This window comes from Streptomyces piniterrae (assembly GCF_005048155.1).
Lineage (GTDB): Bacteria > Actinomycetota > Actinomycetes > Streptomycetales > Streptomycetaceae > Streptomyces > Streptomyces piniterrae.
On sequence record NZ_SUMB01000005.1, the window covers coordinates 210,267 to 235,914 of the forward strand.

Annotated in this window: 18 protein-coding genes; 13 read left to right on the forward strand and 5 right to left on the reverse strand. The window is 72.8% G+C overall.

Going from position 1 to position 25,648, the window contains the following annotated elements:
• The first annotated feature begins 5 nt into the window (after window positions 1–5).
• The 8 genes from FCH28_RS17300 to FCH28_RS17335 all read left to right on the forward strand — a co-directional run bounded on the left by FCH28_RS17300 (window position 6) and on the right by FCH28_RS17335 (window position 10,279).
• Window positions 6–815, forward strand: coding sequence for a TIGR03084 family metal-binding protein (locus FCH28_RS17300; RefSeq protein ID WP_136740936.1), 810 nt, complete (start codon window positions 6–8; stop codon window positions 813–815).
• Window positions 812–2,557, forward strand: a complete 1,746-nt coding sequence (locus FCH28_RS17305) for an acyclic terpene utilization AtuA family protein (RefSeq protein ID WP_136740937.1) — start codon at window positions 812–814, stop codon at window positions 2,555–2,557. The genes FCH28_RS17300 and FCH28_RS17305 overlap by 4 nt, the downstream gene beginning before the upstream one ends.
• Window positions 2,554–4,161, forward strand: a complete 1,608-nt coding sequence (locus tag FCH28_RS17310; protein ID WP_136740938.1) for an acyl-CoA carboxylase subunit beta — start codon at window positions 2,554–2,556, stop codon at window positions 4,159–4,161. The genes FCH28_RS17305 and FCH28_RS17310 overlap by 4 nt, the downstream gene beginning before the upstream one ends.
• 8 nt (window positions 4,162–4,169) lie before the next feature.
• Window positions 4,170–6,032 (forward strand): acetyl/propionyl/methylcrotonyl-CoA carboxylase subunit alpha, encoded by a 1,863-nt coding sequence (locus FCH28_RS17315; protein ID WP_136740939.1) that lies wholly within the window; start codon window positions 4,170–4,172, stop codon window positions 6,030–6,032.
• Between the two features lie 61 nt (window positions 6,033–6,093).
• Window positions 6,094–7,257: an acyl-CoA dehydrogenase family protein gene (locus tag FCH28_RS17320; protein WP_425471954.1), complete on the forward strand. Its 1,164-nt coding sequence runs from the start codon at window positions 6,094–6,096 to the stop codon at window positions 7,255–7,257.
• Between the two features lie 163 nt (window positions 7,258–7,420).
• Window positions 7,421–8,869 carry a zinc ribbon domain-containing protein gene (locus tag FCH28_RS17325; protein ID WP_136740941.1) on the forward strand — a complete coding sequence of 483 codons (1,449 nt, stop codon included), beginning with the start codon at window positions 7,421–7,423 and terminating at the stop codon, window positions 8,867–8,869.
• Window positions 8,850–9,650: an enoyl-CoA hydratase family protein gene (locus FCH28_RS17330; RefSeq protein WP_136740942.1), complete on the forward strand. Its 801-nt coding sequence runs from the start codon at window positions 8,850–8,852 to the stop codon at window positions 9,648–9,650. The genes FCH28_RS17325 and FCH28_RS17330 overlap by 20 nt, the downstream gene beginning before the upstream one ends.
• On the forward strand, window positions 9,638–10,279 hold the full coding sequence (locus FCH28_RS17335; protein WP_136740943.1) for a TetR/AcrR family transcriptional regulator: 642 nt from the start codon (window positions 9,638–9,640) through the stop codon (window positions 10,277–10,279). Before FCH28_RS17330 ends, FCH28_RS17335 begins: the two co-directional genes overlap by 13 nt.
• A 61-nt stretch (window positions 10,280–10,340) precedes the next feature.
• On the opposite strand, the gene FCH28_RS17340 is transcribed toward FCH28_RS17335, so the two are convergent.
• The gene (locus tag FCH28_RS17340) at window positions 10,341–11,444 is read right to left on the reverse strand and encodes a citrate synthase 2 (protein WP_136740944.1); all 1,104 of its coding nucleotides are present in this window, start codon (window positions 11,442–11,444) and stop codon (window positions 10,341–10,343) included.
• A 496-nt stretch (window positions 11,445–11,940) separates the two neighbouring features.
• On the opposite strand from FCH28_RS17340, the gene pdxH reads away from it, so the two are divergent.
• Window positions 11,941–12,582, forward strand: coding sequence for a pyridoxamine 5'-phosphate oxidase (gene pdxH / locus FCH28_RS17345; RefSeq protein ID WP_136741140.1), 642 nt, complete (start codon window positions 11,941–11,943; stop codon window positions 12,580–12,582).
• 580 nt (window positions 12,583–13,162) lie between these two features.
• Window positions 13,163–14,503: a PAS domain-containing protein gene (locus FCH28_RS17350; protein ID WP_425471955.1), complete on the forward strand. Its 1,341-nt coding sequence runs from the start codon at window positions 13,163–13,165 to the stop codon at window positions 14,501–14,503.
• Window positions 14,504–14,534: 31 nt separating this feature from the next.
• Here FCH28_RS17350 and FCH28_RS17355 read toward each other — a convergent pair whose 3' ends face one another.
• Window positions 14,535–15,338, reverse strand: a complete 804-nt coding sequence (locus FCH28_RS17355) for an SIS domain-containing protein (RefSeq protein WP_136740946.1) — start codon at window positions 15,336–15,338, stop codon at window positions 14,535–14,537.
• A gap of 319 nt (window positions 15,339–15,657) precedes the next feature.
• On the opposite strand from FCH28_RS17355, the gene FCH28_RS17360 reads away from it, so the two are divergent.
• The 3 genes from FCH28_RS17360 to FCH28_RS17370 all read left to right on the forward strand — a co-directional run bounded on the left by FCH28_RS17360 (window position 15,658) and on the right by FCH28_RS17370 (window position 20,640).
• On the forward strand, window positions 15,658–16,350 hold the full coding sequence (locus FCH28_RS17360; RefSeq protein ID WP_136740947.1) for an iron-dependent transcriptional repressor DtxR: 693 nt from the start codon (window positions 15,658–15,660) through the stop codon (window positions 16,348–16,350).
• 732 nt (window positions 16,351–17,082) lie between these two features.
• Window positions 17,083–17,949, forward strand: coding sequence for an alpha/beta fold hydrolase (locus tag FCH28_RS17365; protein ID WP_136740948.1), 867 nt, complete (start codon window positions 17,083–17,085; stop codon window positions 17,947–17,949).
• Between the two features lie 369 nt (window positions 17,950–18,318).
• Window positions 18,319–20,640 carry a serine/threonine-protein kinase gene (locus FCH28_RS17370; RefSeq protein WP_136740949.1) on the forward strand — a complete coding sequence of 774 codons (2,322 nt, stop codon included), beginning with the start codon at window positions 18,319–18,321 and terminating at the stop codon, window positions 20,638–20,640.
• A gap of 16 nt (window positions 20,641–20,656) precedes the next feature.
• Here the strand turns inward: FCH28_RS17370 and FCH28_RS17375 are convergent, their stop codons facing one another.
• The 3 genes from FCH28_RS17375 to FCH28_RS17385 form a co-directional block, all read right to left on the reverse strand.
• Entirely contained in the window at window positions 20,657–21,955 is a 1,299-nt protein-coding gene (locus FCH28_RS17375; protein WP_136740950.1) for a hypothetical protein, read from the reverse strand.
• Window positions 21,927–23,957 carry a hypothetical protein gene (locus FCH28_RS17380; protein ID WP_136740951.1) on the reverse strand — a complete coding sequence of 677 codons (2,031 nt, stop codon included), beginning with the start codon at window positions 23,955–23,957 and terminating at the stop codon, window positions 21,927–21,929. Before FCH28_RS17380 ends, FCH28_RS17375 begins: the two co-directional genes overlap by 29 nt.
• Before the next feature lie 144 nt (window positions 23,958–24,101).
• Window positions 24,102–25,607: a DHA2 family efflux MFS transporter permease subunit gene (locus tag FCH28_RS17385; protein WP_136740952.1), complete on the reverse strand. Its 1,506-nt coding sequence runs from the start codon at window positions 25,605–25,607 to the stop codon at window positions 24,102–24,104.
• Between the last annotated feature and the right edge of the window lie 41 nt (window positions 25,608–25,648).

The following is a 25,648-nucleotide window of genomic DNA, read 5'->3' on the forward strand; positions in this document are numbered from 1 at the left end:
GTCGCGTGTCCGATCCCGGCGCCGTACTGGCGGATCTCAGGGACGAGAGTGACGAGCTGGACGCCCTGGTCGCCGGGCTCCCGGCGGGGCGGTGGGCGACCGCCACCCCCGCCGAGGGATGGACCGTCGCCCATCAGATCGCCCACCTGGCCTGGACCGACCGGCAGGCGCTGCTCGCCGCCACCGACCCGGACGCCTTCCGGGAGGCCGTGCGGAAGGCCCTCGCCTCGCCGCTCACCTTCGTCGACGAGGGCGTGGCGGACGCCGCCGATACGCCGCCCGCCGAGCTGCTGGCGGACTGGCGCACGGGTCGCGAGGCGTTGCTGCGGGCGCTCCTGGCGCGCCCGGCCGGCGAGAAGCTGCCGTGGTACGGGCCGCCGATGAGCGTCATGTCGATGGCGACCGCGCGGCTGATGGAGACCTGGGCGCACGGCCAGGACGTCGCCGACGCGCTGGGCGTGACGCGCGCTCCCACCGCCCGGCTGCGGCATGTCGTCCATATCGGCGTGCGGACCCGGAACTTCTCCTTCGTGCTTCACCAACACGCCCCGCCCGATGAGGAGTTCAGGGTGGAGTTGCGGGCTCCGGACGGCGCCGTCTGGGCGTACGGGCCCGCGGAGGCCGCGCAGCGGGTGACCGGTGACGCGCTGGACTTCTGCCTGCTGGTGACCCAGCGGGTGCACCGCGACGATGTGCCGTCGCTGCGCGCCGAGGGGGCGGACGCGGAGCGGTGGCTGGGGATCGCCCAGGCGTTCGCCGGGCCGCCCGGGAAGGGGCGGGGACCGGACGCGGCGAGCGGCGGTGGCCGCGGATGACCGACGGTGGCCACATAGGCGCGAGCCCCGGTGGCATCGGCACCCGTCCCGATGTCCTCCGTATCGGCAACGCCTCCGGCTTCTACGGCGACCGCTTCGACGCCCTCCGCGAGATGCTCACCGGCGGCCCCCTCGACGTACTGACCGGCGACTATCTCGCCGAACTGACCATGCTGATCCTCGGCAGGGACCGGCTGAAGGACCCCGCGCGGGGCTACGCCAGGACCTTTCTGCGGCAGCTGGAGGACGGCCTCGGGCTGGCCGCCGAGCGCGGGGTGCGGATCGTCACCAACGCGGGCGGCCTCCATCCGGCCGGACTGGCCGACGACATAAGGGAGTTGGCGGCGCGGGTCGGGGTCCCCGTGCGAGTCGCGCATGTGGAGGGCGACGACCTGTTGGCGCGCGGGGGCTGGGGCGAGGGCGTGCTGACCGCCAACGCCTATCTCGGCGGCGGCGGGATCGCCGCCTGTCTGCGGGCCGGGGCCGAGGTGGTGGTGACCGGCAGGGTGACGGATGCCGCGCTGGTCAGCGGCGCCGCGGCGGCACACTTCGGCTGGCGGCCCGACGACTGGGACCGGCTGGCCGGGGCGGTGATCGCCGGGCATGTGCTGGAGTGCGGCGCCCAGGCCACCGGCGGCAACTACTCCTTCTTCGGCGCGCACGACCTACGCCGCCCCGGCTTCCCGCTGGCCGAGATCGCCGACGACGGCTCCTCGGTCATCACCAAGCATCCGGACACCGGCGGCGCGGTCACCACCGGCACGGTCACCGCCCAGCTCCTGTACGAGACCACCGGCGCGCGGTACCCGGGACCCGATGTGACCGCGCGGCTGGACACCGTACGGCTCGCCCCGGACGGCCCGGACCGGGTCCGTATCGAGGGGGTGCGCGGCGAGCCGCCGCCGCCCACCGTCAAGGTCGGCCTGACCCGGCTCGGCGGCTGGCGCAACGAGGTCACCTTCGTGCTGACCGGCCTGGACGTGGACCTCAAGGCCGACCTCGTCCGCACGCAGATGGAGGCGGCGTTCGCGGCCTCCGGACGCCGCCCGGCCGAGGTGCGCTGGCAGCTCGCCCGCACCGACCACCCGGACGCCGCAACCGAGGAGGAGGCCAGTGCGCTGCTCCGGCTGGTGGTACGGGACGCCGGCCAGGAGGCGGTCGGCCGGGTCGTCAGCGGCGCCGCGGTCGAGCTGGCGCTGGCCAGCTACCCCGGCTTCCATGTCACCGCGCCGCCCGGCAAGGGTTCCCCGTACGGGGTCTTCGAGGCGGCGTACGTACCGGCCGGGGACGTCCCGCACACCGCCGTACTGGCGGACGGCCGCCGGGTGGAGATCCCGCCGCCCGGCACCACCCGCGAACCGGCGCCCGCGCCCGAACCGCCGCTGCCCGCACCGCTCCCACCCGGGGGCGCCACCCGCCGCGCCCCCCTCGGCCTGGTCGCCGGGGCCCGCAGCGGCGACAAGGGCGGCGCGGCCAACGTCGGCGTCTGGGCGCGTACGGACGAGGGCTGGCGGTGGCTCGCCCACGCGCTGACCGTCGAGAAATTCCGTCAACTGCTGCCCGAGACAAGGGACTTGCCCGTCGAGCGGCACGTACTGCCACGGCTGCGGGCGCTGAACTTCGTCGTCGAGGGACTGCTCGGCGAGGGCGTCGCGGCGCAGGCCCGCTTCGACCCGCAGGCCAAGGCCGTGGGGGAGTGGCTGCGCTCACGGCACATGGACATACCGGAGGTGCTGCTTTGACCGTGCTCGGAACCGGGCTGGACACCGCGAGCCCGGAGTACGCGGAGAACCGTGCGGCGATGCTCGCCAAGCTGACAGAGCTCGACGCCGAGCACGCCAAGGCGGTCGACGGCGGCGGGCAGAAGTACCGCGACCGGCACCGGGCGCGCGGCAAACTGCTCGCCCGCGAGCGGATCGAGCTGCTTCTCGACCCCGACACGCCCTTCCTGGAACTGTCGCCGCTCGCGGCCTGGGGCAGCGACTATGCCGTGGGCGCGTCGCTGGTCACCGGCATCGGCGTCATCGAGGGCGTGGAGTGCCTGATCACCGCCAACGACCCGACCGTACGCGGCGGCGCCTCCAACCCCTGGACGCTCAAGAAGGCGCTGCGCGCGAACGAGATCGCCCACGCCAACCGGCTGCCGGTGGTCTCGCTGGTCGAGTCGGGCGGCGCGGACCTGCCCAGCCAGAAGGAGATCTTCATCCCGGGCGGGGCGCTCTTCAAGGACCTCACCCGGCTGTCCGCCGCCGGCATCCCGACCGTCGCCGTCGTCTTCGGCAACTCCACGGCCGGCGGCGCGTACGTCCCCGGCATGTCCGACCACGTCATCATGGTCAAGGAGCGGGCCAAGGTCTTCCTCGGCGGGCCGCCGCTGGTGAAGATGGCGACCGGCGAGGAGAGCGACGACGAGTCGCTGGGCGGCGCCGAGATGCACGCCCGCACCTCCGGGCTCGCGGACTACTTCGCCATCGACGAGCCGGACGCGCTGCGACAGGCGCGCCGGGTGGTCGCCCGCCTCAACTGGCGCAAGGCACAGGCCGATCCGCCGGCCGCCGCGCCACCCGAACACGACGAGGACGAACTGCTGGGCATCGTCCCCGGCGACCTCAAGGCACCCTTCGACCCCCGCGAGGTCATCGCCCGGATCGTGGACGGCTCGGACTTCGACGAGTTCAAGCCGCTCTACGGGCCGAGCCTGGCGACCGGCTGGGCCGAACTCCACGGCTACCCCGTCGGCATCCTCGCCAACGCGCAGGGCGTCCTGTTCAGCGCCGAGTCCCAGAAGGCCGCCCAGTTCATCCAGCTGGCCAACCAGCGCGACATCCCCCTCCTCTTCCTGCACAACACCACCGGCTACATGGTCGGCAAGGAGTACGAGCAGGGCGGCATCATCAAGCACGGCGCGATGATGATCAACGCGGTGTCCAACTCCCGCGTCCCGCACCTCTCCGTCCTGATGGGGGCCTCCTACGGCGCCGGGCACTACGGCATGTGCGGCCGCGCCTACGACCCGCGCTTCCTCTTCGCCTGGCCCAGCGCCAAGTCCGCCGTCATGGGCCCGCAGCAGCTCGCGGGCGTGCTGTCGATCGTCGCGCGCGCCTCGGCCGCCGCCAAGGGGCAGCGATACGACGACAAGGCAGCCGAGGCGGACGCCGCCCTGCGCGCCATGGTGGAGCAGCAGATCGAGTCCGAGTCGCTGCCGATGTTCCTGTCCGGGCGGCTCTACGACGACGGCGTCATCGACCCCCGCGACACCCGAACCGTCCTTGGCCTGTGCCTGTCCGCCCTCCACACCGCCCCCGTCGAAGGCGCGCGAGGCGGCTTCGGCATCTTCCGGATGTGAGGCCGAACATGATCACCTCTGTGCTCGTCGCCAACCGCGGCGAAATCGCCCGCCGGGTCTTCCGTACCTGCCGTGAGCTGGGCATCTCCACCGTCGCCGTGCACTCCGACGCGGACGCCGGGGCCCCGCACGTACACGAGGCGGACGCCGCCGTACGGCTCCCGGGGGACACCCCGGCCGACACCTATCTGCGCGGCGACCTGATCGTGAAGGCCGCCCTCGACACCGGCGCCGACGCCGTCCATCCCGGCTACGGCTTCCTCGCCGAGAACGCCGGCTTCGCGCGCGCCGTGCTCGACGCGGGCCTCACCTGGATCGGCCCGCCGCCCGAGGCGATCGAGGCGATGGCCTCCAAGACCCGGGCCAAGGAACTGATGGGCATCGCCCCGCTGACCGAGGTCACCGAGGACGATCTGCCGGTGCTGGTCAAGGCGGCGGCGGGCGGCGGCGGCCGCGGGATGCGGGTCGTACGGGAGCTGTCCCGGCTCGACGAGGAGCTGGCGGCGGCCCGCGCCGAGGCCCGGAGCGCCTTCGGCGACGACGAGGTGTTCGTCGAGCCGTACCTGGAAGGCGGCCGGCACGTCGAAGTCCAGCTGATGGCCGACGCGCACGGCACGGTCTGGCCGCTCGGCACCCGCGACTGCTCCCTCCAGCGCCGCCACCAGAAGGTCGTCGAGGAGGCCCCGGCCCCCGGCCTCACCCCCGAACTCACCGCCTCCCTGCACGAGATGGCGGTCCGCGCCGCCCGCGCCACCGACTACCGGGGCGCGGGCACCGTGGAGTTCCTGGTCGTCGGCGACACTGCGCACTTCCTGGAGATGAACACCCGCCTCCAGGTCGAACACCCCGTCACGGAGGAGGTGTTCGGCATCGACCTGGTCGCCCTCCAGATCCGCGTGGCGGAGGGCGAAACACTGCCCGCAGAGCCGCCCGAACCCCGCGGCCACGCCGTCGAGGCCCGCCTCTACGCCGAGGACCCGGCGCGCGGCTGGGCGCCCCAGACCGGCACCCTGCACCGCCTCTCCGTGCCCGGCCTGCGCCTGGACACCGGGTACGCGGACGGCGACCGGATCGGGGTGCACTACGACCCGATGCTGGCCAAGGCCGTCGCCTGGGCGCCCACCCGCGCGCAGGCCGTACGCAAGCTGGCCGCCGCACTGGAACGCGCCCGCGTCCACGGCCCGGTCACCAACCGCGACCTGCTCGTACGGTCCCTGCGGCACCCGGAGTTCACCGGGGCCCGCATGGACACCGGCTTCTACGACCGCCATCTCGCCGCGCTGACGACCCGGAACGAAGCCGGCGCGGCCCTCCAGGCGCTGGCCGCCGCGGTCGCCGACGCGCACGGCCGGTCCCGCTTCGGCGGCTTCCGGAACGTCGCCTCGCAGCCGCAGACCAAGACGTACGAGCACGGCGACCGCGGCTACGAGGTCCGCTACCGGATCACCCGCGAAGGGCTGCGGGCCGAGGACTTCCCCGGCGTACGGCTGCTCGGCGCCGCGCGGGACAAGGTCGTGCTCGAAGTCGAGGGCGTACGCCGCGAGTTCGCGATAGCGGCGGCCGGCGACCAGGTCTTCGTCGACTCCCCGCTCGGCTCGTGCGCGCTCACCGCGCGCCCCCGCTTCCCCGACCCGGCCGCCCGCACCGAACCCGGCTCGCTGCTCGCGCCGATGCCCGGGACGGTCGTCCGCGTCGCGGCCGGGCTCGCCGAGGGCGACCGGGTCGAGGCCGGGCAGCCGCTGCTGTGGCTGGAGGCCATGAAGATGGAACACAAGATCACCGCGTCGGGCGCCGGCACCCTCACCTCGCTGCCCGTCCGCACCGGGCAGCAGGTCGAGGTCGGCGCGCTGCTGGCCGTCGTATCGGACTGACTCGGGCACACACAAGGACCGGACCCACCCCGGCACACAAGGAGCCGTCATGAGCACAGCCATGAACAACCCTGTGATCGAGACCGAGGAACACCGCGCCCTGCGGGACGCCGTCGCGGCGCTCGGCAAGCGCTACGGCCGCGCATACTTCGCCGACGTCGTCCGCGACGGCAGGCACACCGACAAACTCTGGGCGGAAGCCGCGGCGCTCGGCTATCTCGGCGTCAACCTCCCCGAGGAGTACGGCGGCGGAGGCGGCGGCATAGCCGAACTCGCCATCGTCCTGGAGGAGTTGGGGGCCGCCGGGTGCCCGCTGCTGATGCTCGTCGTCTCGCCCGCCATCTGCGGCACGGTCATCGCCAGGTTCGGCACCGAGCAGCAGAAACGGACCTGGCTGCCGGGGCTGGCCGACGGCAGCCGCACGATGGCGTTCGGCATCACCGAGCCGGACGCCGGCTCCAACTCGCACCGCATCACGACCACCGCCCGCCGCGACGGCGGGGACTGGGTCCTCAACGGCCGCAAGGTCTTCGTCTCCGGCGTCGACATCGCCGACACGACACTGATCGTCGGCCGCACCGAGGACGCCAGGACCGGCAAGCTCAAGCCGTGCCTGTTCCTCGTCCCGCGCGACACCCCCGGCTTCGGCCGCAGCCCCATCCCGATGGAACTGGCCGCCCCGGAGAAGCAGTTCGAGCTCACCCTGGACGACGTGCGGCTGCCCGCCGACGCCCTCGTCGGCGACGAGGACGCCGGGCTGCTCCAGCTGTTCGCCGGCCTCAACCCCGAACGCATCATGACCGCCGCGTTCGCCCTCGGCATGGGCCGCTACGCCCTGGAACGGGCCGTGGACTACGCCCGCACCCGCCAGGTCTGGAAGGACCCCATCGGCGCCCACCAGGCGATCGCGCATCCGCTCGCCCAGGCCCATATCGAGCTGGAACTCGCCCGGCTGATGACCCAGAAGGCCGCCCACCTCTACGACGCGGGCGACGACATGGGCGCCGGCGAAGCCGCCAACATGGCCAAGTACGCGGCCGCCGAGGCCGCGGTCCACTCCGTCGACCAGGCCGTGCACACCCTCGGCGGCAACGGCCTCACCCACGAATACGGCCTCGCCTCGATGATCACGGCCGCCCGGGTGGCCAGGATCGCCCCGGTCAGCCGCGAGATGATCCTCAACTTTGTCTCACACCAGTCACTGGGGCTGCCCAAGTCGTACTGAGGGCGGGAGTCTCTGCTGGCCGAGCAGGCGGAGTCCGCTGCGTTGTCAGTGGCTCGCGCTAGCGTGGTCGTATGAGTTGGAGGGGGTTTTCGATGCTGTCGGATCGCCGATGCCGGCTTGAACTAACGGGCAAACAGGCCACACAGCGCCAGGGCGGAGCACAGTGAAGGTCACCCGCGTCGCCTACAGCCGCAGGCTCAATGCGGGGAAGTACGCGCAACTCGTCGAGCAAGCACGCCGTCTGGGCGCGGTCCGCTCGCTGGTGTGGCGCCAGTTCGGGTCACTGGCTGGAGTAGGCGTCTGCGATCGCACTATCCGCAACACATGGATGGCCGATGGCACAGCTCGTGGATTTGGTGTCCTGGCCAATGCGTGGAAAGAGACCGTGCGCGATGCGGTCGCCGACATCAAAGCGCACCGTGAAGCCAGTAAGGTGCCGGTCCGCAGGGCCATCCGGCAGCGCACCGCGAAGAAGACCGAGCGCAAATGCCTGTTCACCGCGCTCAAGCGCGACCAATGGACCGATGATCCGTACTTGTCCCGCATGATGCGTCGGCACTGGCGGCGCGGCCGGAACCGCACCCACAATCAGATCGTGGTGCGCTCAGACCAGTACCGCACCTACAGCCTCACCGAGGGGGGCAACGTCTGGCTCGCGGTGCCGTCGCTCGTGCGCAGGAAGATGGTCACCATCCCGCTGGGCACCACGGTCGCGCCGACAGGGACGCTGCGGCTGATCCTCCGTGACGGCCAGGTCGAGGTGCACTACGCCATCGACGCCTCTGCCCTGAAGTCCAGTCTGCGGCCCTGCGGCACTGAGAAGATCGGCGTGGACAAGGGATACAGCGAAGTCCTGACCGACTCGGACGGCAACCACCTCGGTCAGGAACTCGGCGACCTGCTTCGCGCAGAATCCGACTTCCTCAAGGCCAAGAACGCCCGTCGGGCAAAGATCCGTTCCATCGCCGAAAAAGCCCTTGAGCAGGGCGATGAGGCGAAGGCCGCCCGGATCACCCGAAACAACCTCGGCACAGTCAAGCGCAACGGGCGGCGCCGCGTCTTCGAAACGAAGGTACGCAGCATCACCTTCGCCTCGGTCCACCACGTTGTGGACAAGGCCCGGGAAATCGTTGCTGAGGATCTGACCCGGCCTTTCGTGTCCCGGAAGAAGCTGGGCAAGAACACCAACCGCCGCCTCGCCGCCTGGACCAAAGGAGTCACGGCTGAGGCGCTGGCAAGCGTGTCGGAGCGCAGAGGTTCTGTGCTGACGCTGGTCAACTCTGCCTACACCTCACAAGTCGCCCCCTGCTGCCGGATCCTCGGCAAGCGCCAAGGGGACCGGCTTCACTGCACCCAGTGCGGGGCGGTGTGGCAAGCAGACCACGCGGGAGCGATCAACGTCCTGGAACGAGATGGAGACCCCGACATCTCCCTGTACACCCCGCACACGCGGGTCAGGCAGATCATCCAGGAACGGGCCGATCGCCGACGGACCAGACTGCCGGTCCAGGACTCCAGCACCCCAGTGCGGAGAGCGAATCATCCGATCCGAGCAACAACGCTCAAGGAACAGGAAGCAGCTCGACGGCCCGATGACCGAAGTGACCGATGACAGAGGAAGGGGCGCGGCTGACTCGCCGGAGCCTCTCGTGCGGGTCGCGTATGAGCGCGGCATCACCACCGTCACCCTGGACTCCCCGCACAACCGCAACGCCCTGTCCGCCCGGCTCGTCGCCGGGCTCCACCAGGCGCTCGCGGACGCCGCGGCCGACGACGCCACCCGCGCCGTCGTGCTCACCCACACCGGCAACACCTTCTGCGCCGGCGCGGACCTCTCCGAGGCCACCTCCGGCGCCGCCAAGGACGGTCCGCTCGGTCTGGCCCGGCTGCTCCGCGCCCTCGTGGAGCTGCCCAAACCGGTCGTCGCCCGGGTCACCGGGCACGCGCGGGCCGGCGGCCTCGGGCTGCTCGGCGCCTGCGACATCGCGGCGGCCGGACCGGACGCGACCTTCGCCTTCACCGAGGCCCGGCTCGGCCTCGCCCCCGCCGTCATCTCGATGCCGCTGCTGCCCCGGCTGGACGCCCGCGCCGCCGGCCGTTACTACCTCACCGGGGAGAGGTTCGGCCCCGCCGAGGCGGCCAGGATCGGGCTGGTCACCCTGGCGGCGGACGACGTCGACGCCGGCCTCGCCCCCGTCGTGGAGGGCCTGCGCAAGGGCTCCCCGCAGGGCCTGGCCGAGTCGAAGAAGCTGGTCACCGCCGGAGTACTGGCGGCCTTCGACCGCGACACGGACGCGCTCGCCGAGCAGTCGGCGCGGCTCTTCGGGTCCGCCGAGGCCCGCGAGGGCATGACCGCCTTCCTGGAGCGACGGGCCCCGGCATGGGCGCGGTGAGCCCGGCGCGCGGCGCCCGGACCCTGTCCGGCAACCAGCCGCAGCAGGAACGCAGCCGCGCCACCCGCCTCAAGCTGCTGGAGGCCGCCGTCTCCTGCCTGGCCGAACGCGGCTGGAGCGGCAGCACGGTCTCCGTGGTGGCCGAGCGGGCCGGCGTCTCCCGGGGCGCCGCCCAGCACCACTTCCGCACCCGGGAGGACCTCTTCACGGCGGCCGTCGAACATGTCGCGGAGAAGCGGCAGAACGCGCTGAAGGCCGTCGCGCACAATCTGCCGCCGGTCGGCTCCCCGGCCCGCACCCGGATCATCGTCGAGGAACTGGTCGGGCTCTACACGGGCCCGCTGTTCCGGGCCGCGCTGCATCTGTGGGTGGCCGCGTCCGACGAGGAGCAGCTGCGCGAACGTGTCACCGCACTGGAGGCACGGGTCGGCCGGGAGGCGCACCGTACGGCGGTGGCACTGCTGGAAGCGGACGAATCCGTCCCCGGCGTACGGGAGACGGTGCAGGGCCTGCTGGACATGGCCCGGGGCCTGGGCCTGGCGAATCTCCTGACGGACGATTCGGGGCGGCGGGAACGGGTGGTGGAGCAGTGGGCCGGCAACATCCACGCGACGCTGCGCCTGGGCTGAGCGCGGCTCGGTCCCCGCGGGACCGAGCCGCGGCTCAGGCGGCGCGGGCGGTGCGCGGTGCTCAGCGGCCCGCGATGTCCTCGTACCCGACGATCTCCTGCGGGTTGCGCGCCGCGGGCCCCACGTAGCGGGCCGACGGCCGGACCAGTCGGCCGGTCCGCTTCTGCTCCAGGATGTGCGCGCTCCAGCCCGCCGTGCGGGCGCAGGTGAACATCGAGGTGAACATGTGCGCCGGGACCTCGGCGAAGTCCAGGACGATGGCCGCCCAGAACTCGACGTTGGTGGCCAGCACCCGGTCGGGGCGGCGGTTGTGCAGCTCCTCCAGCGCGGCCTTCTCCAGCGCCTCGGCGACCTCGAAGCGCGGGGCGGCCAGCTCCTTGGCGGTGCGTCGCAGCACCCGCGCCCGCGGGTCCTCGGCGCGGTAGACGCGGTGGCCGAAGCCCATCAGCCGCTCGCCCTTGTCCAGCGCCTGCCGGACGTAGGCGCCGGCGTCGCCGGTCCGCTCGATCTCCTCGATCATGCCGAGGACGCGGGAGGGCGCGCCGCCGTGCAGCGGGCCGGACATCGCGCCGACCGCGCCGGACAGCGCGGCGGCCACGTCGGCGCCGGTCGAGGCGATGACCCGCGCGGTGAACGTGGAGGCGTTCATGCCGTGCTCGGCGGCCGACGTCCAGTACGCGTCGACGGCCTTGACGTGCTTGGGGTCGGGCTCGCCGCGCCAGCGCTTCATGAAGCGCTCCACGACGGTCTCCGCCTTGTCGATCTCCTTCTGCGGGACCATCGGCAGGCCCTGCCCGCGGGCCGACTGGGCGACGTACGACAGCGCCATGACGGCGGCGCGGGCGAGGTTGTCGCGGGCCGTCTGCTCGTCGATGTCAAGCAGCGGTTTCAGGCCCCAGACGGGCGCGAGCATGGCGAGCGCGGACTGGACGTCGACCCGGATGTCACCGGAGTGCACCGGGATCGGGAACGGCTCGGCGGGCGGCAGACCGGGGTTGAACGCCCCGTCGACCAGCAGGCCCCAGACGTTCCCGAAGGACACGTGCCCGACGAGATCTTCGATGTCGACCCCGCGGTAGCGGAGCGCGCCGCCTTCCTTGTCCGGTTCGGCGATCTCCGTCTCGAACGCGACGATTCCCTCGAGTCCGGGTACGAAGTCGGACATCATTCGGCTCCTCATGATGGGGACGGCAGACGGCCGGTGACCGGAATGCCGTGCGGTCGAGTCTGGTGTGTGGTGCCGGTGCGGTTACGCGGCTGCGCCTGGCAGCTCGCGGTCCGTACCGGTCACCCCGGGTGATGCCCCGCCGGGGCAGGGGTCACGCGACAGTTCCTCCCGCGGTGGGTCGGGCCGCGGTGCGGTCACTGTGCGAAGTGGCGAGTCCCTGAAGTCGTGAGTGCTCCAGGCCGGACACGATAGCTCCCGATGTCCGGAGGCCACAGTGGGCAGGCCCATGATTTTGGCGGGTTCGTCACCTGCGGGGAGGCGTGAGATCCGGCACACTCGGCGATTCGCTGAAGAGAGGGTTACGGCAGGTCGACCAGGGGCAGACTTCCGGCCTTCCCGGCTGCCCGCGGCGCACGTGATGTTGCAAGATGAGGCCGTGCATCCCGCCGACGTGCCCTCTCCCGAAGCCCATGACGCCCCCGACCCGTCCTCCATGCGTGCGCACTATCGCAGTGAGGGACTCGCCGAGTCGGATCTCGCCGTCAGTCCGTACGACCAGTTCGCGCGCTGGTTCAAGGAAGCGGCCGTGGCCGGTCTGCACGAACCGAACGCGATGGTCGTCTCGACCGCGGACGCCGCCGGGCGGCCCAGCTCAAGGACCGTGCTCCTCAAGGCATTCGACAGCCGGGGTTTTGTCTTCTTCACCAACTACACCAGTCGCAAAGGCCGCGAATTGGCCGAAAACCCTTATGTCTCGCTGTTGTTTCCGTGGCACCCGCTGGCCCGCCAGGTCATCGTGACCGGCACCGCGGAACGTATCGGCAGGGACGAGACCGCGGCCTACTTCCGCACCCGCCCGCACGGCTCCCAACTGGGCGCCTGGGCCAGCGAACAGTCCGCGACGGTAGCCTCGCGCGCGGAACTGGAGCGCGCCTACGAGCAATTGGCGGACCGCTACCCGGAGGGCGAGCAGGTGCCGGCGCCACCGCACTGGGGCGGCTACCGGGTCGCCGCCGAGGCGGTGGAGTTCTGGCAGGGCCGGCACAACCGGCTGCACGACCGGCTGCGGTACGTACGCGAGGAGGGCGGCGGCCGCCGGGCCGGGCTCTGGCGGGTGGAACGCCTGGCGCCCTGAGACGGGCGGGCGGCGCCGGGCCCTGCGCACGCGGAGAGCCCTGCACACGCAGACGACCCGCGGGCTGCTCCTCCGCGCTCGGTGGCGCGAAGGGCCGGTCGGACGAACCGACAGCCCGCGGGTCGGGTGACTGCTTGGGATTGGCCGGCTGCGCATCTGCAGTATGCGCCGGTCCGGCGCTGCACTTCCGGTGAAGCGACGGGCCGCTAGCCCGCAGCCACCTCACGCGTCCGGTGCGAAATCATTGGCCGAACCACCTCCCTTCTCGTGTGCCCCACACATTAAGAAGCCGTCCCGGGCCGCACAACCGAATTTCCCGGAAGCAACGATTTCCGGGAATCGCGTGTGCCCTGGGTCACGGTCCAGTTGAATATCCGAGGTGCAGCACGTGCGGCCGTGTTCGTAAGGGGTGCCAGTGACTGCTTCGTCTGCCTCATCTGCCTCGTCTGCCTCCTCCGCCTCGTCAGCCTCCTTGGCGCATCCGCCCACCGCCGGACCGGAAGCCGAGCCGGATCCACGGGACCAGGGCCCGCCACCGGACAACGACGACTCCGGACTGCTCGCCGCGCTCCTGGACGGCATGGACGCCGCCCTGGTCGCCTTCGGCGCGGACGGCGCGGTCACCCACTGGAACCTCGAAGCCGAACGCGTCCTGGGCTGGACCGCCGAAGAGGCGGTGGGCCGTACGGGCCTGGGCGGCTGGGCGGCCCGTGAGCCGGACGCCGAGGAGATCGAGGCGGTGCTGGCCGCCGCGATGCGCTCCCCGGGCCGTCAGGTGCACGAGTTCGCGCTGCTGACCAAGGACGGCCGCCGGGTCCTGGTCCGTACCCAGTCCTCCGCGGTCCGCGGCCCCGATGGCCGGGTCGCCGGCGTGTACTGCGCCTTCAGCGAGGCGCATACGCAGATCGATCTGGAGCGGTCCATCGCGCTGAGCGAGGCGCTCTTCGAGGACGCCTCCTGGGGCGTGGTGCTGGTCGACGCCGATCTGCGGCCCGCCGTCGTCAACGCGCACGCCGCCGGCGCCCTCGGCGTCGGCCGTACGGCCCTGCTGGGACGCCCGCTCGGCGACTTCCTGGCGCAGGGCGTGGAGGAGGTGGAGGCGGCGCTCCAGCATGTCCTGGGGGAGGGCGCGCCGCCGGCCGCCGCCGAGATGTGGGTGGCGCTCCGCTCCGACGAGGGCGAACTGCCCCGCCGGTGCTGGCGCAGCGGCTTCGTCCGGCTGGCCTCGCCGCTGGCCGAGGAACCGGTGCCGCTCGGCGTCGCCTGGCTGTTCCAGGACGTCACGGAGGCCAAGCGGGCCGAGCGGGAGAACTCCCTGCTGCGCTTCCGCTCCCACCAGCTGCACCGTGCCTCGCGCGCGGCGGCGGAGTGCCGGGACCCGGCCGAGGCCGCGGCCGTCCACCTCGACTTCGCGCTGGCCGGATTCGCCGACCACGGCCTGGTCGACCTGGTCGCGACGCCCCCGCCGGCGTCCTACGGGGCGCTGGCGGAGCCGGCGGACGAGGCGTGCTGGGACGCCGATGGCGAGGCGGACGCGGCGGCGCCGCGGCTGGTGCGGGCGCTGGCCTCGCCCGCCGGTTCGCCCGGCCCCTCCGAGGCGGTACCGCCGACCGGGCTCCCGGTGGCGTACGCGCCGGGGCATCCGGCGGCGCAGGCGTACGAGCGCTGCGGGTCGGTGCGGACGAGCGCCGGCCCGGTGTCGTCCGACGGCTGGGCGGCCGCCCGCAAGTGGCCGGACGGCACGGTGCACGGGCTGTGCGTGGTGCTGCGCAGCCGCGGCCGCACGCTCGGCGTCGTGACCTTTCTGCGGGCACCCTCCCGCCGCCCCTTCGACCGCGCGGACGCGGTGTACGCGGAGGACGTCGCGGGCCGGATCGCGACCGCACTGGACCTCGCGGGAGCGGCGGCGGAGGCGGACTGAGCCACCGCCCCCGCCCCCGCACCGGCCGGTCCTACTGCCGGTAGAAGATCCGGTCCGCGTACGCGCCCATCACCCGGGCGTTCCAGTCGTGTCCGCCGTCGACGTTCCCGGAGCGCAGCAGCGGCGGGTCGATGCCCCGCTCGGCCAGCGCGGCCGCCGCCGTCGCCACCACGGCCTGCATGATCGCGCTGGTGACGACCGTGGAGGCGGGCGCGAACGGCGCGTCGATGCCGGGCAGCGTCAGCTCCGCGTCACCGACCGGGATCCGGCTGTCGAGCACGATGTCGCAGTGGTCCTTGAGGTACGTGCCCGAGGCGTGCCGGGACTTGGTCTCCTCGGCGTACGCCACCGACGTCACACCGACGACCTTGATGCCGAGCGCACGGGCGTTCATCGCCATCTCCACGGGCAGCGCATTGCGCCCGGACAGCGAGATGATCACCAGGACGTCGCCCGGCTCCAGTGGACTGGTGTCCAGCACCGCCCCGGCCAGCCCGTCGACCCGCTCCAGCGCGCTGCCGAGGGTCGCCGGCCGTACGTCCACGCCCACGACCCCGGGGACGGACAGCAGGTTCATGACCGCCAGGCCGCCCGCGCGGTAGACGGTGTCCTGCGCGGGGAGCGAGGAGTGTCCCGCGCCGAAGGAGAAGACCCGGCCGCCCGCCTCGACGGTGTCGGCGATCAGCCTTCCGGCCTCGGTGATCCGGCCGCCCTCCTGGTCGCGGACCCGCCGCAGCAGGGTGATCGCGGCGTCGAAGTACTGCCCGGCCGGCCGGTCGCCCGGGTCGCTCCGGTCGCCTGCGCTGCTCCCGTTGCTCCCGCCGCTGTCAACCATGGGTGTGGGGCCCCTCTCGTTTTGTCGGGTGTCGTCGGCCGTGGTGACATCCCGGGAATTCCCGTCTTCCGCCTCGGATTCCCGGGGCGCCGCGCCGGATTCCACCGGCGTACGGACGGCCTCCGCACGGTGCGTATGCGCCGCTCACCCAGGCGGAATCCGCAGGGCGGGCGGTCGTGGCGCGGATCACGTTGCGGTCTGGACCAGTGCCGTGTCAATACAGGCGCGACGTCCGGTGTGCGGACGAGTAGGCACCGTTGTCAGTGGGATGCGTCAGAATTGGGTTCAGGGCCACCGCACGACATATCGAGGGGCACGCATGTCCGGACTGATCGACACCACGGAGATGTATCTCCGCACCATCCTCGAATTGGAAGAGGAAGGTGTGGTGCCCATGCGCGCCCGCATCGCGGAGCGGCTCGAACAGAGCGGCCCGACGGTCAGCCAGACCGTGGCGCGCATGGAGCGAGACGGCCTGCTGACGGTCGCGGGTGACCGCCATCTGGAGCTGACCGAAGAGGGCCGGCGGCTGGCCACCCGCGTGATGCGCAAGCACCGCCTCGCCGAGTGCCTGCTCGTCGACGTCATCGGGCTGGAGTGGGAGCAGGTGCACGCCGAGGCGTGCCGCTGGGAGCATGTGATGAGCGAGGCGGTCGAGCGCCGCGTCGTGGAACTGCTGCGCCATCCGACGGAGTCGCCGTACGGCAACCCCATCCCCGGCCTGGAGGAGCTCGGCGAGTCCTCCGAGGCTGACCCGTTCCTGGACGCGGGCATGGTGAGCCTGATGGATCTGGACGCCGGGTCCGACGGCAAGACGGTCGTGGTGCGCCGCATCGGCGAGCCGATCCAGGCGGACGCCCAGCTGATGTACACGCTGCGGCGGGCCGGTGTGCAGCCGGGCGCGGTGGTGAGCGTGACCGAGTCGCCGGCCGGCGTGCTGGTCGGCAGCAGTGGCGAGGCCGCCGAGCTGGACGCCGAGATCGCCTCGCATGTGTTCGTGGCCAAGCGGTAGGGCCTGACCAAGTGGCCAGGGCCGGACCGGCCCTGGCCGCCGCGGCTCGTCCGGGGTGCGTGCGGTGGCGGTGCCGTCGGGGCTCGAGCGGTAGCGGTCGGGCCGTCATGCCCCCGCCGGGGCTTGGGTCTTGACGGCCGTGTGCCGCTCTCATGGCCGGCGCGGGGGCCGGTTCGGCGGTGGTGGTACGGGGCGCGAGGCCGTCCCCTTCGCTTCTCTTTTCCGCATTCTTTCCGTCTGCCTTCGTGAGCCCGTTGAACTGCGCCGATGCGCCGTTCGGCGGGCTTCGCAAGTGCATGCGCGTTGAACGGTCTTGTGCGAATCGGTGCGATACGGCCGGTGTCGTGCCACGCTTGCGCTGACGCATTGGCATATGTCGGCACGAGGCGGGGGCGCCCGCCGTCGGCTCTCCGGGGTGGGGAGGAGGCTCGTGTGCGTCCACTGGGTCCGCTGAGTCCGATGACGATCAGGGCCCCGGCGCTGCGAGCAGCCGGGGCCCTGCCTCCCCATGTCCCCCCGCAAAGACCCGGAGCCCCGAGCTCCCAGGGTCTTTCCCCTCGGGCCCCCTTCCCGGTAGGGCCCGCCTCCCGGCAGATGTCTCCCCGTGGGGAGCGCGGCCAATCCTTGAGCGCCGTCACTCGAACGAGGGGTGTTGGGCGCGCTGACGGTGCGTTCGAATAGAGGTTCGATAGTGTGGGGCTGCTCAAGGGACGATTGGGGGTGCCAGGGCATATGGTGCGGCGCATCGATGTGACAGGGGCCGGCGGCATTCGGCTTGCCGCCTGGGAGTTCACCGACCCGCCCAAGATCGGTGGCGGGCTGGAGGAGACCGAGCGCGGCCCGGGTGTGCTGCTGCTCCACGGCCTGATGGGGCGCGCGGCGCACTGGGCGGACACCGCGCGCTGGCTCGGCGCGCGATATCGCCCGGTCGGCCTGGACCAGCGCGGGCACGGCCGCAGCGAGAAGCCGGGCGACGGCCCGTACGACCGCTCCGCCTATGTCGACGACGCGATCGCGGCCATCGAGCAGCTCGGCCTGGCCCCGGTCGCCCTCGTCGGTCATGCCATGGGCGCCCTGACGGCGTGGCAGTTAGCGGCCCGCCGACCGGATCTGGTCAGTGCGCTGGTCATCTGCGATATGCGGGCATCGGCGCTCGGCGCGGCGTCGCAGCGTGAGTGGACCGAGTGGTTTCGGTCGTGGCCGGTGCCGTTCGCGACGCTGGCGGATGTCCGCAGGTGGTTCGGCGAGGACGATCCGACGCTCGAGCGGCCGAGGCCCGCGCGCGGTGAGTTCTTCGCCGAGGTGATGGCCGAGCGGGCCGATGGCTGGCGGCCGGTCTTCTCCCGTCGGCAGATGCTGACGGCCCGTGAGACCTGGGTCCATGACGCGCACTGGGAGGAGCTCGGCCAGGTGCCGTGCCCGGCGCTCGTCGTGCGGGGGCTGGACGCCGAGTTGGGGCGTGCGGAGGCGCAGGAGATGGTGCGGGTGCTGCCGCGGGGGGAGTACGCCGAGATCGCCGATGCGGGGCATCTGCTGCCCTGGGAGCGTCCGGAGGAGTGGCGGCGGGTGGTTGAGGGGTTTTTGGGGTCGGTGGTTTGAGAGGGCGGTGGGTTTGAGGGGGCGGTGGTCTGGGGGCGGTGCGCGAAGGGGATCGGTGATCTGAGGCGGGGCGCCGCGTCGGCTGGTGCCGGTGTCAGTGCTGGTGCTGGTGCCGGTGCCGGTGGCTGGCGGTCGGGCGGTGGGCGTCCTGCCACGGGCGGCCGAGGCCGCCCGTGGCGCCGTTGCAGTCCCGCAAATCCTCGCGGAAACAGGACGGCGGGCCTCCACATCGTGCGGCCATCGGGGCGGTGTGCCAGGCGAGTTGGCCGCAACCGGCTTCGTTACGATGCACTGCCGTGGCGCGGTGGTCGCGCGGCTTGGTTAGGGCGGTGCTGCACTGCGCGCCCGGTCGACGGGGAAGGCCCGCAGATGGACCCCTTGCTTCAGGACGATCCGCAATCCCTCGGGCCGTACCGCCTGTTGGGCCGGATCGGCGCCGGCGGCATGGGGCGGGTGTACCTGGCGCGCTCGGCGGGCGGGCGCACCGTCGCGGTCAAGGTCGTCCGGCCGGATCTGGCCCAGGACACCGCGTTCCGCGGGCGGTTCCGGCAGGAGGTCGAGATAGCCCGCGCGGTGTCCGGCCGCTATACGGCGCCGGTCGTCGACGCCGACACGGACGCCGCACTGCCCTGGCTCGCCACCGCGTTCGTCCTCGGGCCGTCGCTGACCGAGGTGGTCGACGAGCACGGGGCGCTGCCCGAGCACAGTGTGCGGGCGCTGGGCGCGGGGCTGGCGGCCGCGCTCACCGAGATCCACTCCGTCGGCCTGGTGCACCGCGACCTCAAGCCGTCCAATGTGCTGCTGGCGGCCGACGGCCCCCGGGTCATCGACTTCGGGATCGCCCGTGCCGTCGACGGAGACCGGATGACCCAGACCGGCGTGGTCGTCGGCTCGCCGGGCTATATCCCGCCGGAGCAGGCCCTCGGCCAGCCGGTCGGCACGCCCGGCGACGTCTTCGCGCTCGGCGCGGTCCTCGCCTACGCCGCCACCGGCCGCACCGCCTACACCGACACCACCCCGGCCGCCGTCCTCTACCAGGTCGTCCACGGCGAGCCGGATCTCACCGGCGTACCGGAGCATCTGCTCGCCCTGGTCACGGCCTGCCTCCAGCGCGATCCCGCCCAACGACCCACCCCCGCCCAGGTGTGGGAGACGCTGGCGCCCAAGGGCACCGGAGAGGTCTTCACCAACTGGCTCCCGGGGGCGGTCGCCTCGACCATCGCCACCCATGCCGCGCGCATCCTCGACCTGGAAACTCCGGAACACGGCACGCCCGTACCGGACGCCGCCGGCCCCGGCGCACCCGGTGGGCAGCAGGGGACGCCCGTGCCGCCCGGTGGGGCTCCGGGCGGATTCGGCACCGCGCCGACGTACGTCCTCGGCGGGGCGTCGAACTCCGGCCGGCCGACGGCTCCGGGCGGTGTGCCCACGGTCGCCGACGCGCCGGCGGCCGCCGCGCCCACCATGCCCGCCGCGCCTTCCCGGCGCCGGTTCTTCGGGCTCGCGGCGGGCGCCGCGGTCGGTGTGGCGGCCCTCGGCGGCGCGGGGATCTGGGCGCTCGGCGGTCAGGACAAGGACAAGGGCGAGGCGGACGGGAAGGGCGCGAACGGCCCGGAGCCCGGGGACGCCGGGGCGGAGAAGTTCACCACCCCGCCGCCCGGGACCGCTCCGCAGGTGCTGTGGCACCGCACCGCCGAGACGGACTCGCTCACCTCCGGCCAGCCGCTGCTGGCGCACAACGGACTGCTGTTGATCAGCGGCGATCCCCTGGTCGCCCGGCATGTCGGCGGCGGCAAGACGAAATGGACGCGCAAGGGCGTGGCGCCCGCCGGGGCGCCGCTGATCTTCGCGGCCGGCAAGCTCTTCTTCGTCAGCACGGAGTACGACGGCGACGTCATCGGGCTCGATCCGGCCACCGGCAAGGAGGTGTGGCGCAGCAGGCTCAACGGCGCGCTGACCGTCGAGCACATCCTCGCCGCCGACGAGCAGCGGATCTACGTCATCGCCTCCGTGCGGACGGAGGACACCACGGTCCATCTCACCGCGATCGCGGCCATCAACATCCGTACCCGCAAGGTCGACTGGCGCAAGCCGCGGGACAAGGGCACCAAGGACTACGACCTCGAAGGCGTAGCCGTGGACGGCCGGCTCGTCTACACCGACGGCCGGCGCAACGTCACCGTCCGGGACACCGCGAACGGCACCCAGCTGTGGACGCAGAAGATCGGCGACGACATCGCCTGGCGCCCGGCCGTGCACGCCAAGCGCGTGTTCCTGGGCGGCGACCGGCTGCGGTCGGTGCACATCGACACCGGCAAGCCCGACTGGTCCCTGTCCTCCGAGGGCCGCCGCAGTTTCTACCAGCCCATGATGGCCGGCGGGGTGCTCTACGCGGGCGACCACAGCGGCGGGGTGTGGGCGGTGGATCCCGTGCGCGGCAAGAAGCAGTGGCTGTGCGAGGACGTCGGCGCGCGCCGGGCGCCGACGGAGTTCGTGCGGGTCGGCGACAGTCTCTACGGCGCCTCGTACGACGATGCCGGCGGGATCTTCGCGCTGGACCCGAAGACCGGCAAGGCCCGTTGGAACTACAACGACAACACCGGGAGCATGGAGGAGTGGCGCATCGCCGCCGCCGGGAAGCGGCTGCTGGCCACCCACGGCGACGAGATCTACGGCCTGCCGGCGGTCTGAGCGGCCGCGCGTGCGGTCATCCCAGGGTCCGGGTGAAGTCGCCGCGCTGGACCCGTGCGGCAAGGGTGTCCTCCTCGGTGAGCAGTGAGCCGTAGCCGGTGACCGCCCAGAGGCTGTCGTCGGCGGGGACCTCGAAGTACGGGACCGGGCGGCCGTCCCGGTGGTCGGTGAGGACCTCCGGGGCGCGACGGGACCGTACGGCGCGTATGCAGGGGTCGCAGGCGGCGACGCGGAGTTGCTCGCGGCGGCCGAGGGGGCGCCAGGGTATGCGGCGGGCGGCGGGGCCGTGCAGCGGGTGGAAGAAGCACAGGGGGAGCGCGTCCGGGGCCTGGGAGAGGGCCGCGCGGCCCTCGGCGACCAGCGCGAACACACCTGCCAGGTCCGGGATTCCGCGCGCCTGGTCCAGGACCGTGCCGGCCGCGGCGTAGGCATCGAGGGCCCGCTCGACGGATGTCGCGGCGCCCTGGGCGGCGTGTGCCTCCTCGCCCAGCCGGATGACCTCTTCGGCGGCGCGGTCGCGGAGCCCGGCCTCGTCGGCCCTGCGCGCGGCGGCGAAGACGGAGCGCGGCAGTGCGAACGGTGTCGAGAGGTCGCGCAGTCGGGCGCGGCGGCGCAGCAGGAGACCGGCCGCGGCGAGCAGCAGCACCGGCCCGACGGCGAGGGCCAGGATCCGGCCGAGCGGGGAGTCGGACGCCTTGCCCGAACCCGTCGTGCCCGCACCGGACGTGCCTGAAGCGGCGCTGCCTGTCGGGGAGTTGAGGTCGGCGGTGGCCTTCTCGTATTCCTTGTCGCCGTCGCCCGCCTTGATGATGTCGATCGCGCGGGCGAGCCGCTTCGGCAGGCCGGCGCCGTGCATGTCGTCCTGGTGGAAGACCGTGGCGGCGGCCGATTGCGCCTGGTGGGCGTCGGCCGGCCATTCGCGGGCGGCGATGTCGTCGTGGTACGTGCCGAGCGTGAGGAGGATGGACGGGCCGCCGCCCATCCGGTCGTGGACCACCTCGGCGAGCTGGCGGGGATCGCCGCCCCAGCTGTCGCCCTCCACCAGCGGCACCAGCGCGACGCGGATCGGCAGGCCGGTGCGCCGGATCCGGTCGATCAGCTCGCGCTGCTGGGCGGGGCCGACAGCGGAGGAGAGGGACGGGTCGACATAGACCGGGGACTTGCGCAGCGCGCCGGCGATCTTCTGCCCCGGGCTCTCGGCCGCCATGCCGGGCGACGCGGCGCAGAGCAGCAGCGCGACGGAGGACGTGGCGACCGCGGCGGCGGTCCGCAGGCGGCGGCGGAGGTCAGTGGACACCGAAGTGCTCCCGTACATCGCTGGTGAGTTGGTCTGTCGAGGCGCCGTCGCCGAGGGCGGCCAGCGGTCCGGGAAGCGTGGGGTAGGGGACATACGGGTCGCCGCCCCCGGTCGTCGAGGACCGTAGCCGGAGCATCGGGCCCGGCGTCTCCCGGCAGGCCTCGCACACCGGGATCACCCGGCCCAGGACGTCGCTGTCTCCGTCAGGTTGTATCTCCCGGCGCCCGCGGGCCGCGCCGTGCAGCGGATTGCGCCCGCAGACGTGTGGTCCGGCGTCCGGGTCCTCGGTCGAGGCCCGGCCCGCGCGGGTCAGCACGATCGCACAGGCGAGGTCGGCGGGGCCGGCGTCGGCGTCGATCCGGCCGTCGCTCTCGCCGTCGATCAGCAGCGCCGCGGCGTCCAGGCACTCCCATGCCCGGCGCCGGCGCTCCTCCGACAGCGAAGTCGCGGACTCCAGGGCGGCGGTGAGGGCGTCGACCTCCCGGCGGGCCGTGCGCCGCAGCCAGGAGAGGGAGGGCCGGTCCGGGGCCTCGGGAGTCCGGGCTCCGGAGACCTCGGGAGTCCGGGCCGGTCCTGACGGCCGGGGACGCAAGCGGCGGCGGCCGGCGCGGCCGACGGCGCACCCCGCTGCCACCAGGCCGAAGAGCAGGCCCGCCGCAAAGGTGCCGACGAGCAGCCCGGCATCGAAGTCCCCGGCGAAGAGGCCGGGCAGCGCCCGCTCCGTGACCGGGTCCTCCGCGGGCGGCGGGGGGTACGGCGGGTGGCCCGGTGCGGCCGGCGGAGTCCTGGCGACGAACGTGAGCAGTGTGTCCAGGCGGGGGCCGAGCCGGGGGTCGGCGGAGCGGGGGTATTCGATCTCGCGCGGGCGCTCGAGGAAGTAGTCGTCGCCGATCCGCGCACCGTAGTTGAAGAGGTCGATCATGCCGGACGCCGGATTGGCGATCACGTAGAGGGCGTCGCGGTGCAGCCGGTCGTGCAGCGACTTGGCCAACAGCTCCGCGCTGCCCCGGGATTCGTCTTCGAGGGGGGTGGGGACGGCCGCGATCAGGACCGGGATCTTCAGCGAGCGGAGCCGGTCGCGGAGGTGGGCGCGCTCGGCGGCGTCCAGCTCGGACGGGGTCTCGGGATCGACGTAGAGCGGGTCGCGGCGCAGGCCGTCGGCGAACCGGTCGATGCGGGCCCGCATATCGGCGGCCGTCGGACGTGCGCCGTCGCCGCTGGTGGTGTCGTCATAGATCTGCGAGGCGGTGAAGGCCAGCAGCCCGGCGACGGCGAGGGCGGCCGCCCCGAGGGGGATCAGACGTGCGCGGGGGAACGGCCCGGGACCGGCCGTGCCGGGGGCGTGCCGGACCCGGTGCCGCTGCCACGCGTAGATCGTGATCAGCAGGGCGGAGAGCGGGATCCCGGTGACCGCGATACCGGTCAGAAAGCTCTGGTCCTCACGGTCGGTGTGGGAGGTGTGCAGATTCGACGGCTCGTCCGACGCGTCCGGGCCGCCGTATCGGGCGCGGGCCGCCTCGGCGCGCTGGGGGGCCTGCCCCGAGACGAGGACGTCGACGAAGTGCCGGAACGTCTCGCGGGCCGTGGCGTCGTACGGCAGCTCGTACAGCGTGGCCGTGCTCGCGTCCTTGGCGGGCAGGCTCACCCCGTAGGTCTCCACCTCGTCCAGCCCCGACTCGCTCACCGCGACATACAGGCCCTTGCGCCCGAGCCGGTCGTGGATACCGGCGAGCAGACCGGAGGTGTCGACGGTGAGGGAGGACCGCGGGAGCACGACGACATACGTCGGAACGCTCAGCCGCCGGGCCTCCCGGGCGAATTCGGGGGCGGTGGAACGAGGGACCTCGCGCGGGATCTGATCGCTGATGTAGACCGGGTTCTCCCGGAGCCGCTCGGCGAGATACGCGGCCTGGGTCGGTGCCTGTTGCCCCACGGGCGCGGCCTGCGCCCCGCCGGCGGTGAACAGCACCGCCAACCAACCCACCACCAGCAGCATTCCGGCGCGCCGCACCGCCCCCACCGCCCCTCGTTCACATCTCGTTGATATCGCTGCCCCGACGCTACCCCTCGCGTCGACCGGCCGGTTGAGCCTGTGGATAACGTCGCGGCAACGCCCGCTCCGCACCGGCCGTTGTCCACAGGCCGCCCGCCCGCACCGGCCCCCTCAGACCGCCTCCCGCTTTCCCCGGGGCAGGAACAGCGCAGGCAGGAGGGCCAGTGCCACCAGCGCCACGGCCCACACGTAGGTGTGCTGGAAGGCTTCGGCGAGTTGTGGCGCCAGGCCGCGCACCGCACCGGCGGGCAGTGCGTGGACGGCCTCCAGGCCGCCGGCCATCGTGCCCGGGAGCCGGTCGGCGATCGCCCCGGCGAGCAGGACGGACATCAGCGCACCGCCGATCGACGACGCGATCTGCGGAATGATGCTCAGCGTCGTGGAGGCGGCCGGGATCCGGTCGTTGTCGACGTTGCGGGTGGCCGAAGCCATGGTCGGCATCATCGTCATACCGACCCCGATGCCCATGACGGCGAGCGCCGCGAGCAGCACCGCGTACGGGGTGTCGGCGGCGACCTGGGTGGTGAAGGCGAGGAACCCGGTGGCGGCCAGGGCCACTCCGGACATGATGAGCCGGCGCGGCGCCACCTTGTCGACCAGCCGGCCGGCGAACTGCATGGTGATGCCGGTGGTCACGACCTGCGGGATGCCCAGCAGCCCGGCGCCGGTCGCGCTCTGCCCGCGGACGACCTGGTAGTAGAGCGGCAGCAGCAGCATCGAGCCGAAGTACCCGCAGACGAACAGTGCCAGGGTGGCCGCCGCCGAGCCGAACGGGCCGTGCCGCAGCAGCCGCAGGTCGATGAGCGGGTCCCGGGCGGTCAGCGCGCGGATCACGAAGGCGACGACGAGGGCGGCGCCGAGCAGGGTGGGCAGCAGGACGCCGGCGGTGGTGAAAGTGTGCCGTTCGGCGCCGGTGCTCAGCCCGTAGATCAGCAGGGCCAGACCGGGGGAGAGGGTCAGCAGGCCGGGCAGGTCGAGCCGGCTGGTGGGCTGTGGGGTGTCGCGCCGGAAGAAGCGGGCGCCCAGGACGAGCGTGAGGACGCCGACCGGGATGTTGATGAGGAAGATCCAGCGCCAGGAGACCTCATCGACCAGGTAGCCGCCGAGGACCGGGCCGATCAACGGGCCGACCAGCACCGGGAGGCCGAGGATGCTCATCATCCGGCCCCGGTGTGCCGGGTCGGAGGCCCGGATGAGGATGGTCATGCCGACCGGCTGGACGGCGCCGCCCGCCAGCCCCTGGAGCACCCGGAAGGCGATCAGCGACTCGGTGTTCCAGGCGAGCCCGGCGAGCGCGGAGCCCAGGGCGAACGCGCCGATCGCCAGCAGATAGAGGCGTTTTGTGCCGAACCGGCCGATCGCCCACGCGGTGAGCGGGATGACGGCGGCCAGCGCGAGGGTGTAGCCGGTGGCCACCCACTGGATGGCGGCCAGCGGGGCGTGGAAGTCCCGGGAGAGCCGGTTGAGGGCGACGTTGACGATCGTGGTGTCGAGCACGGTCATCAGCGAGCCGAGGACGACGACGGACGCCAGGGCGGTGACGCCGTACTCACGGGGGCGGCCGGTGGGCGTGCCGGACCCGGCGGCGGTATCGCCGAGCGTGGGGGCAGCGGGCATGGCGGTACTCCTGAGACGAATGGGGTGCCGGCCGTTCCTCG

Coding starts and splice junctions, on each gene's coding strand:
- FCH28_RS17330 (WP_136740942.1), top strand. CDS start 8,850: ATGACCGAAGTGACCGATGACAGAGGAAGGGGCGCGGCTGACTCGCCG.
- FCH28_RS17370 (WP_136740949.1), top strand. CDS start 18,319: ATGGACCCCTTGCTTCAGGACGATCCGCAATCCCTCGGGCCGTACCGC.
- FCH28_RS17320 (WP_425471954.1), top strand. CDS start 6,094: ATGAACAACCCTGTGATCGAGACCGAGGAACACCGCGCCCTGCGGGAC.
- FCH28_RS17375 (WP_136740950.1), bottom strand. CDS start 21,955: ATGTACGGGAGCACTTCGGTGTCCACTGACCTCCGCCGCCGCCTGCGG.
- FCH28_RS17335 (WP_136740943.1), top strand. CDS start 9,638: ATGGGCGCGGTGAGCCCGGCGCGCGGCGCCCGGACCCTGTCCGGCAAC.
- FCH28_RS17315 (WP_136740939.1), top strand. CDS start 4,170: ATGATCACCTCTGTGCTCGTCGCCAACCGCGGCGAAATCGCCCGCCGG.
- pdxH (WP_136741140.1), top strand. CDS start 11,941: ATGCGTGCGCACTATCGCAGTGAGGGACTCGCCGAGTCGGATCTCGCC.
- FCH28_RS17355 (WP_136740946.1), bottom strand. CDS start 15,338: ATGGTTGACAGCGGCGGGAGCAACGGGAGCAGCGCAGGCGACCGGAGC.
- FCH28_RS17360 (WP_136740947.1), top strand. CDS start 15,658: ATGTCCGGACTGATCGACACCACGGAGATGTATCTCCGCACCATCCTC.
- FCH28_RS17350 (WP_425471955.1), top strand. CDS start 13,163: ATGGACGCCGCCCTGGTCGCCTTCGGCGCGGACGGCGCGGTCACCCAC.
- FCH28_RS17385 (WP_136740952.1), bottom strand. CDS start 25,607: ATGCCCGCTGCCCCCACGCTCGGCGATACCGCCGCCGGGTCCGGCACG.
- FCH28_RS17365 (WP_136740948.1), top strand. CDS start 17,083: ATGGTGCGGCGCATCGATGTGACAGGGGCCGGCGGCATTCGGCTTGCC.
- FCH28_RS17305 (WP_136740937.1), top strand. CDS start 812: ATGACCGACGGTGGCCACATAGGCGCGAGCCCCGGTGGCATCGGCACC.
- FCH28_RS17340 (WP_136740944.1), bottom strand. CDS start 11,444: ATGTCCGACTTCGTACCCGGACTCGAGGGAATCGTCGCGTTCGAGACG.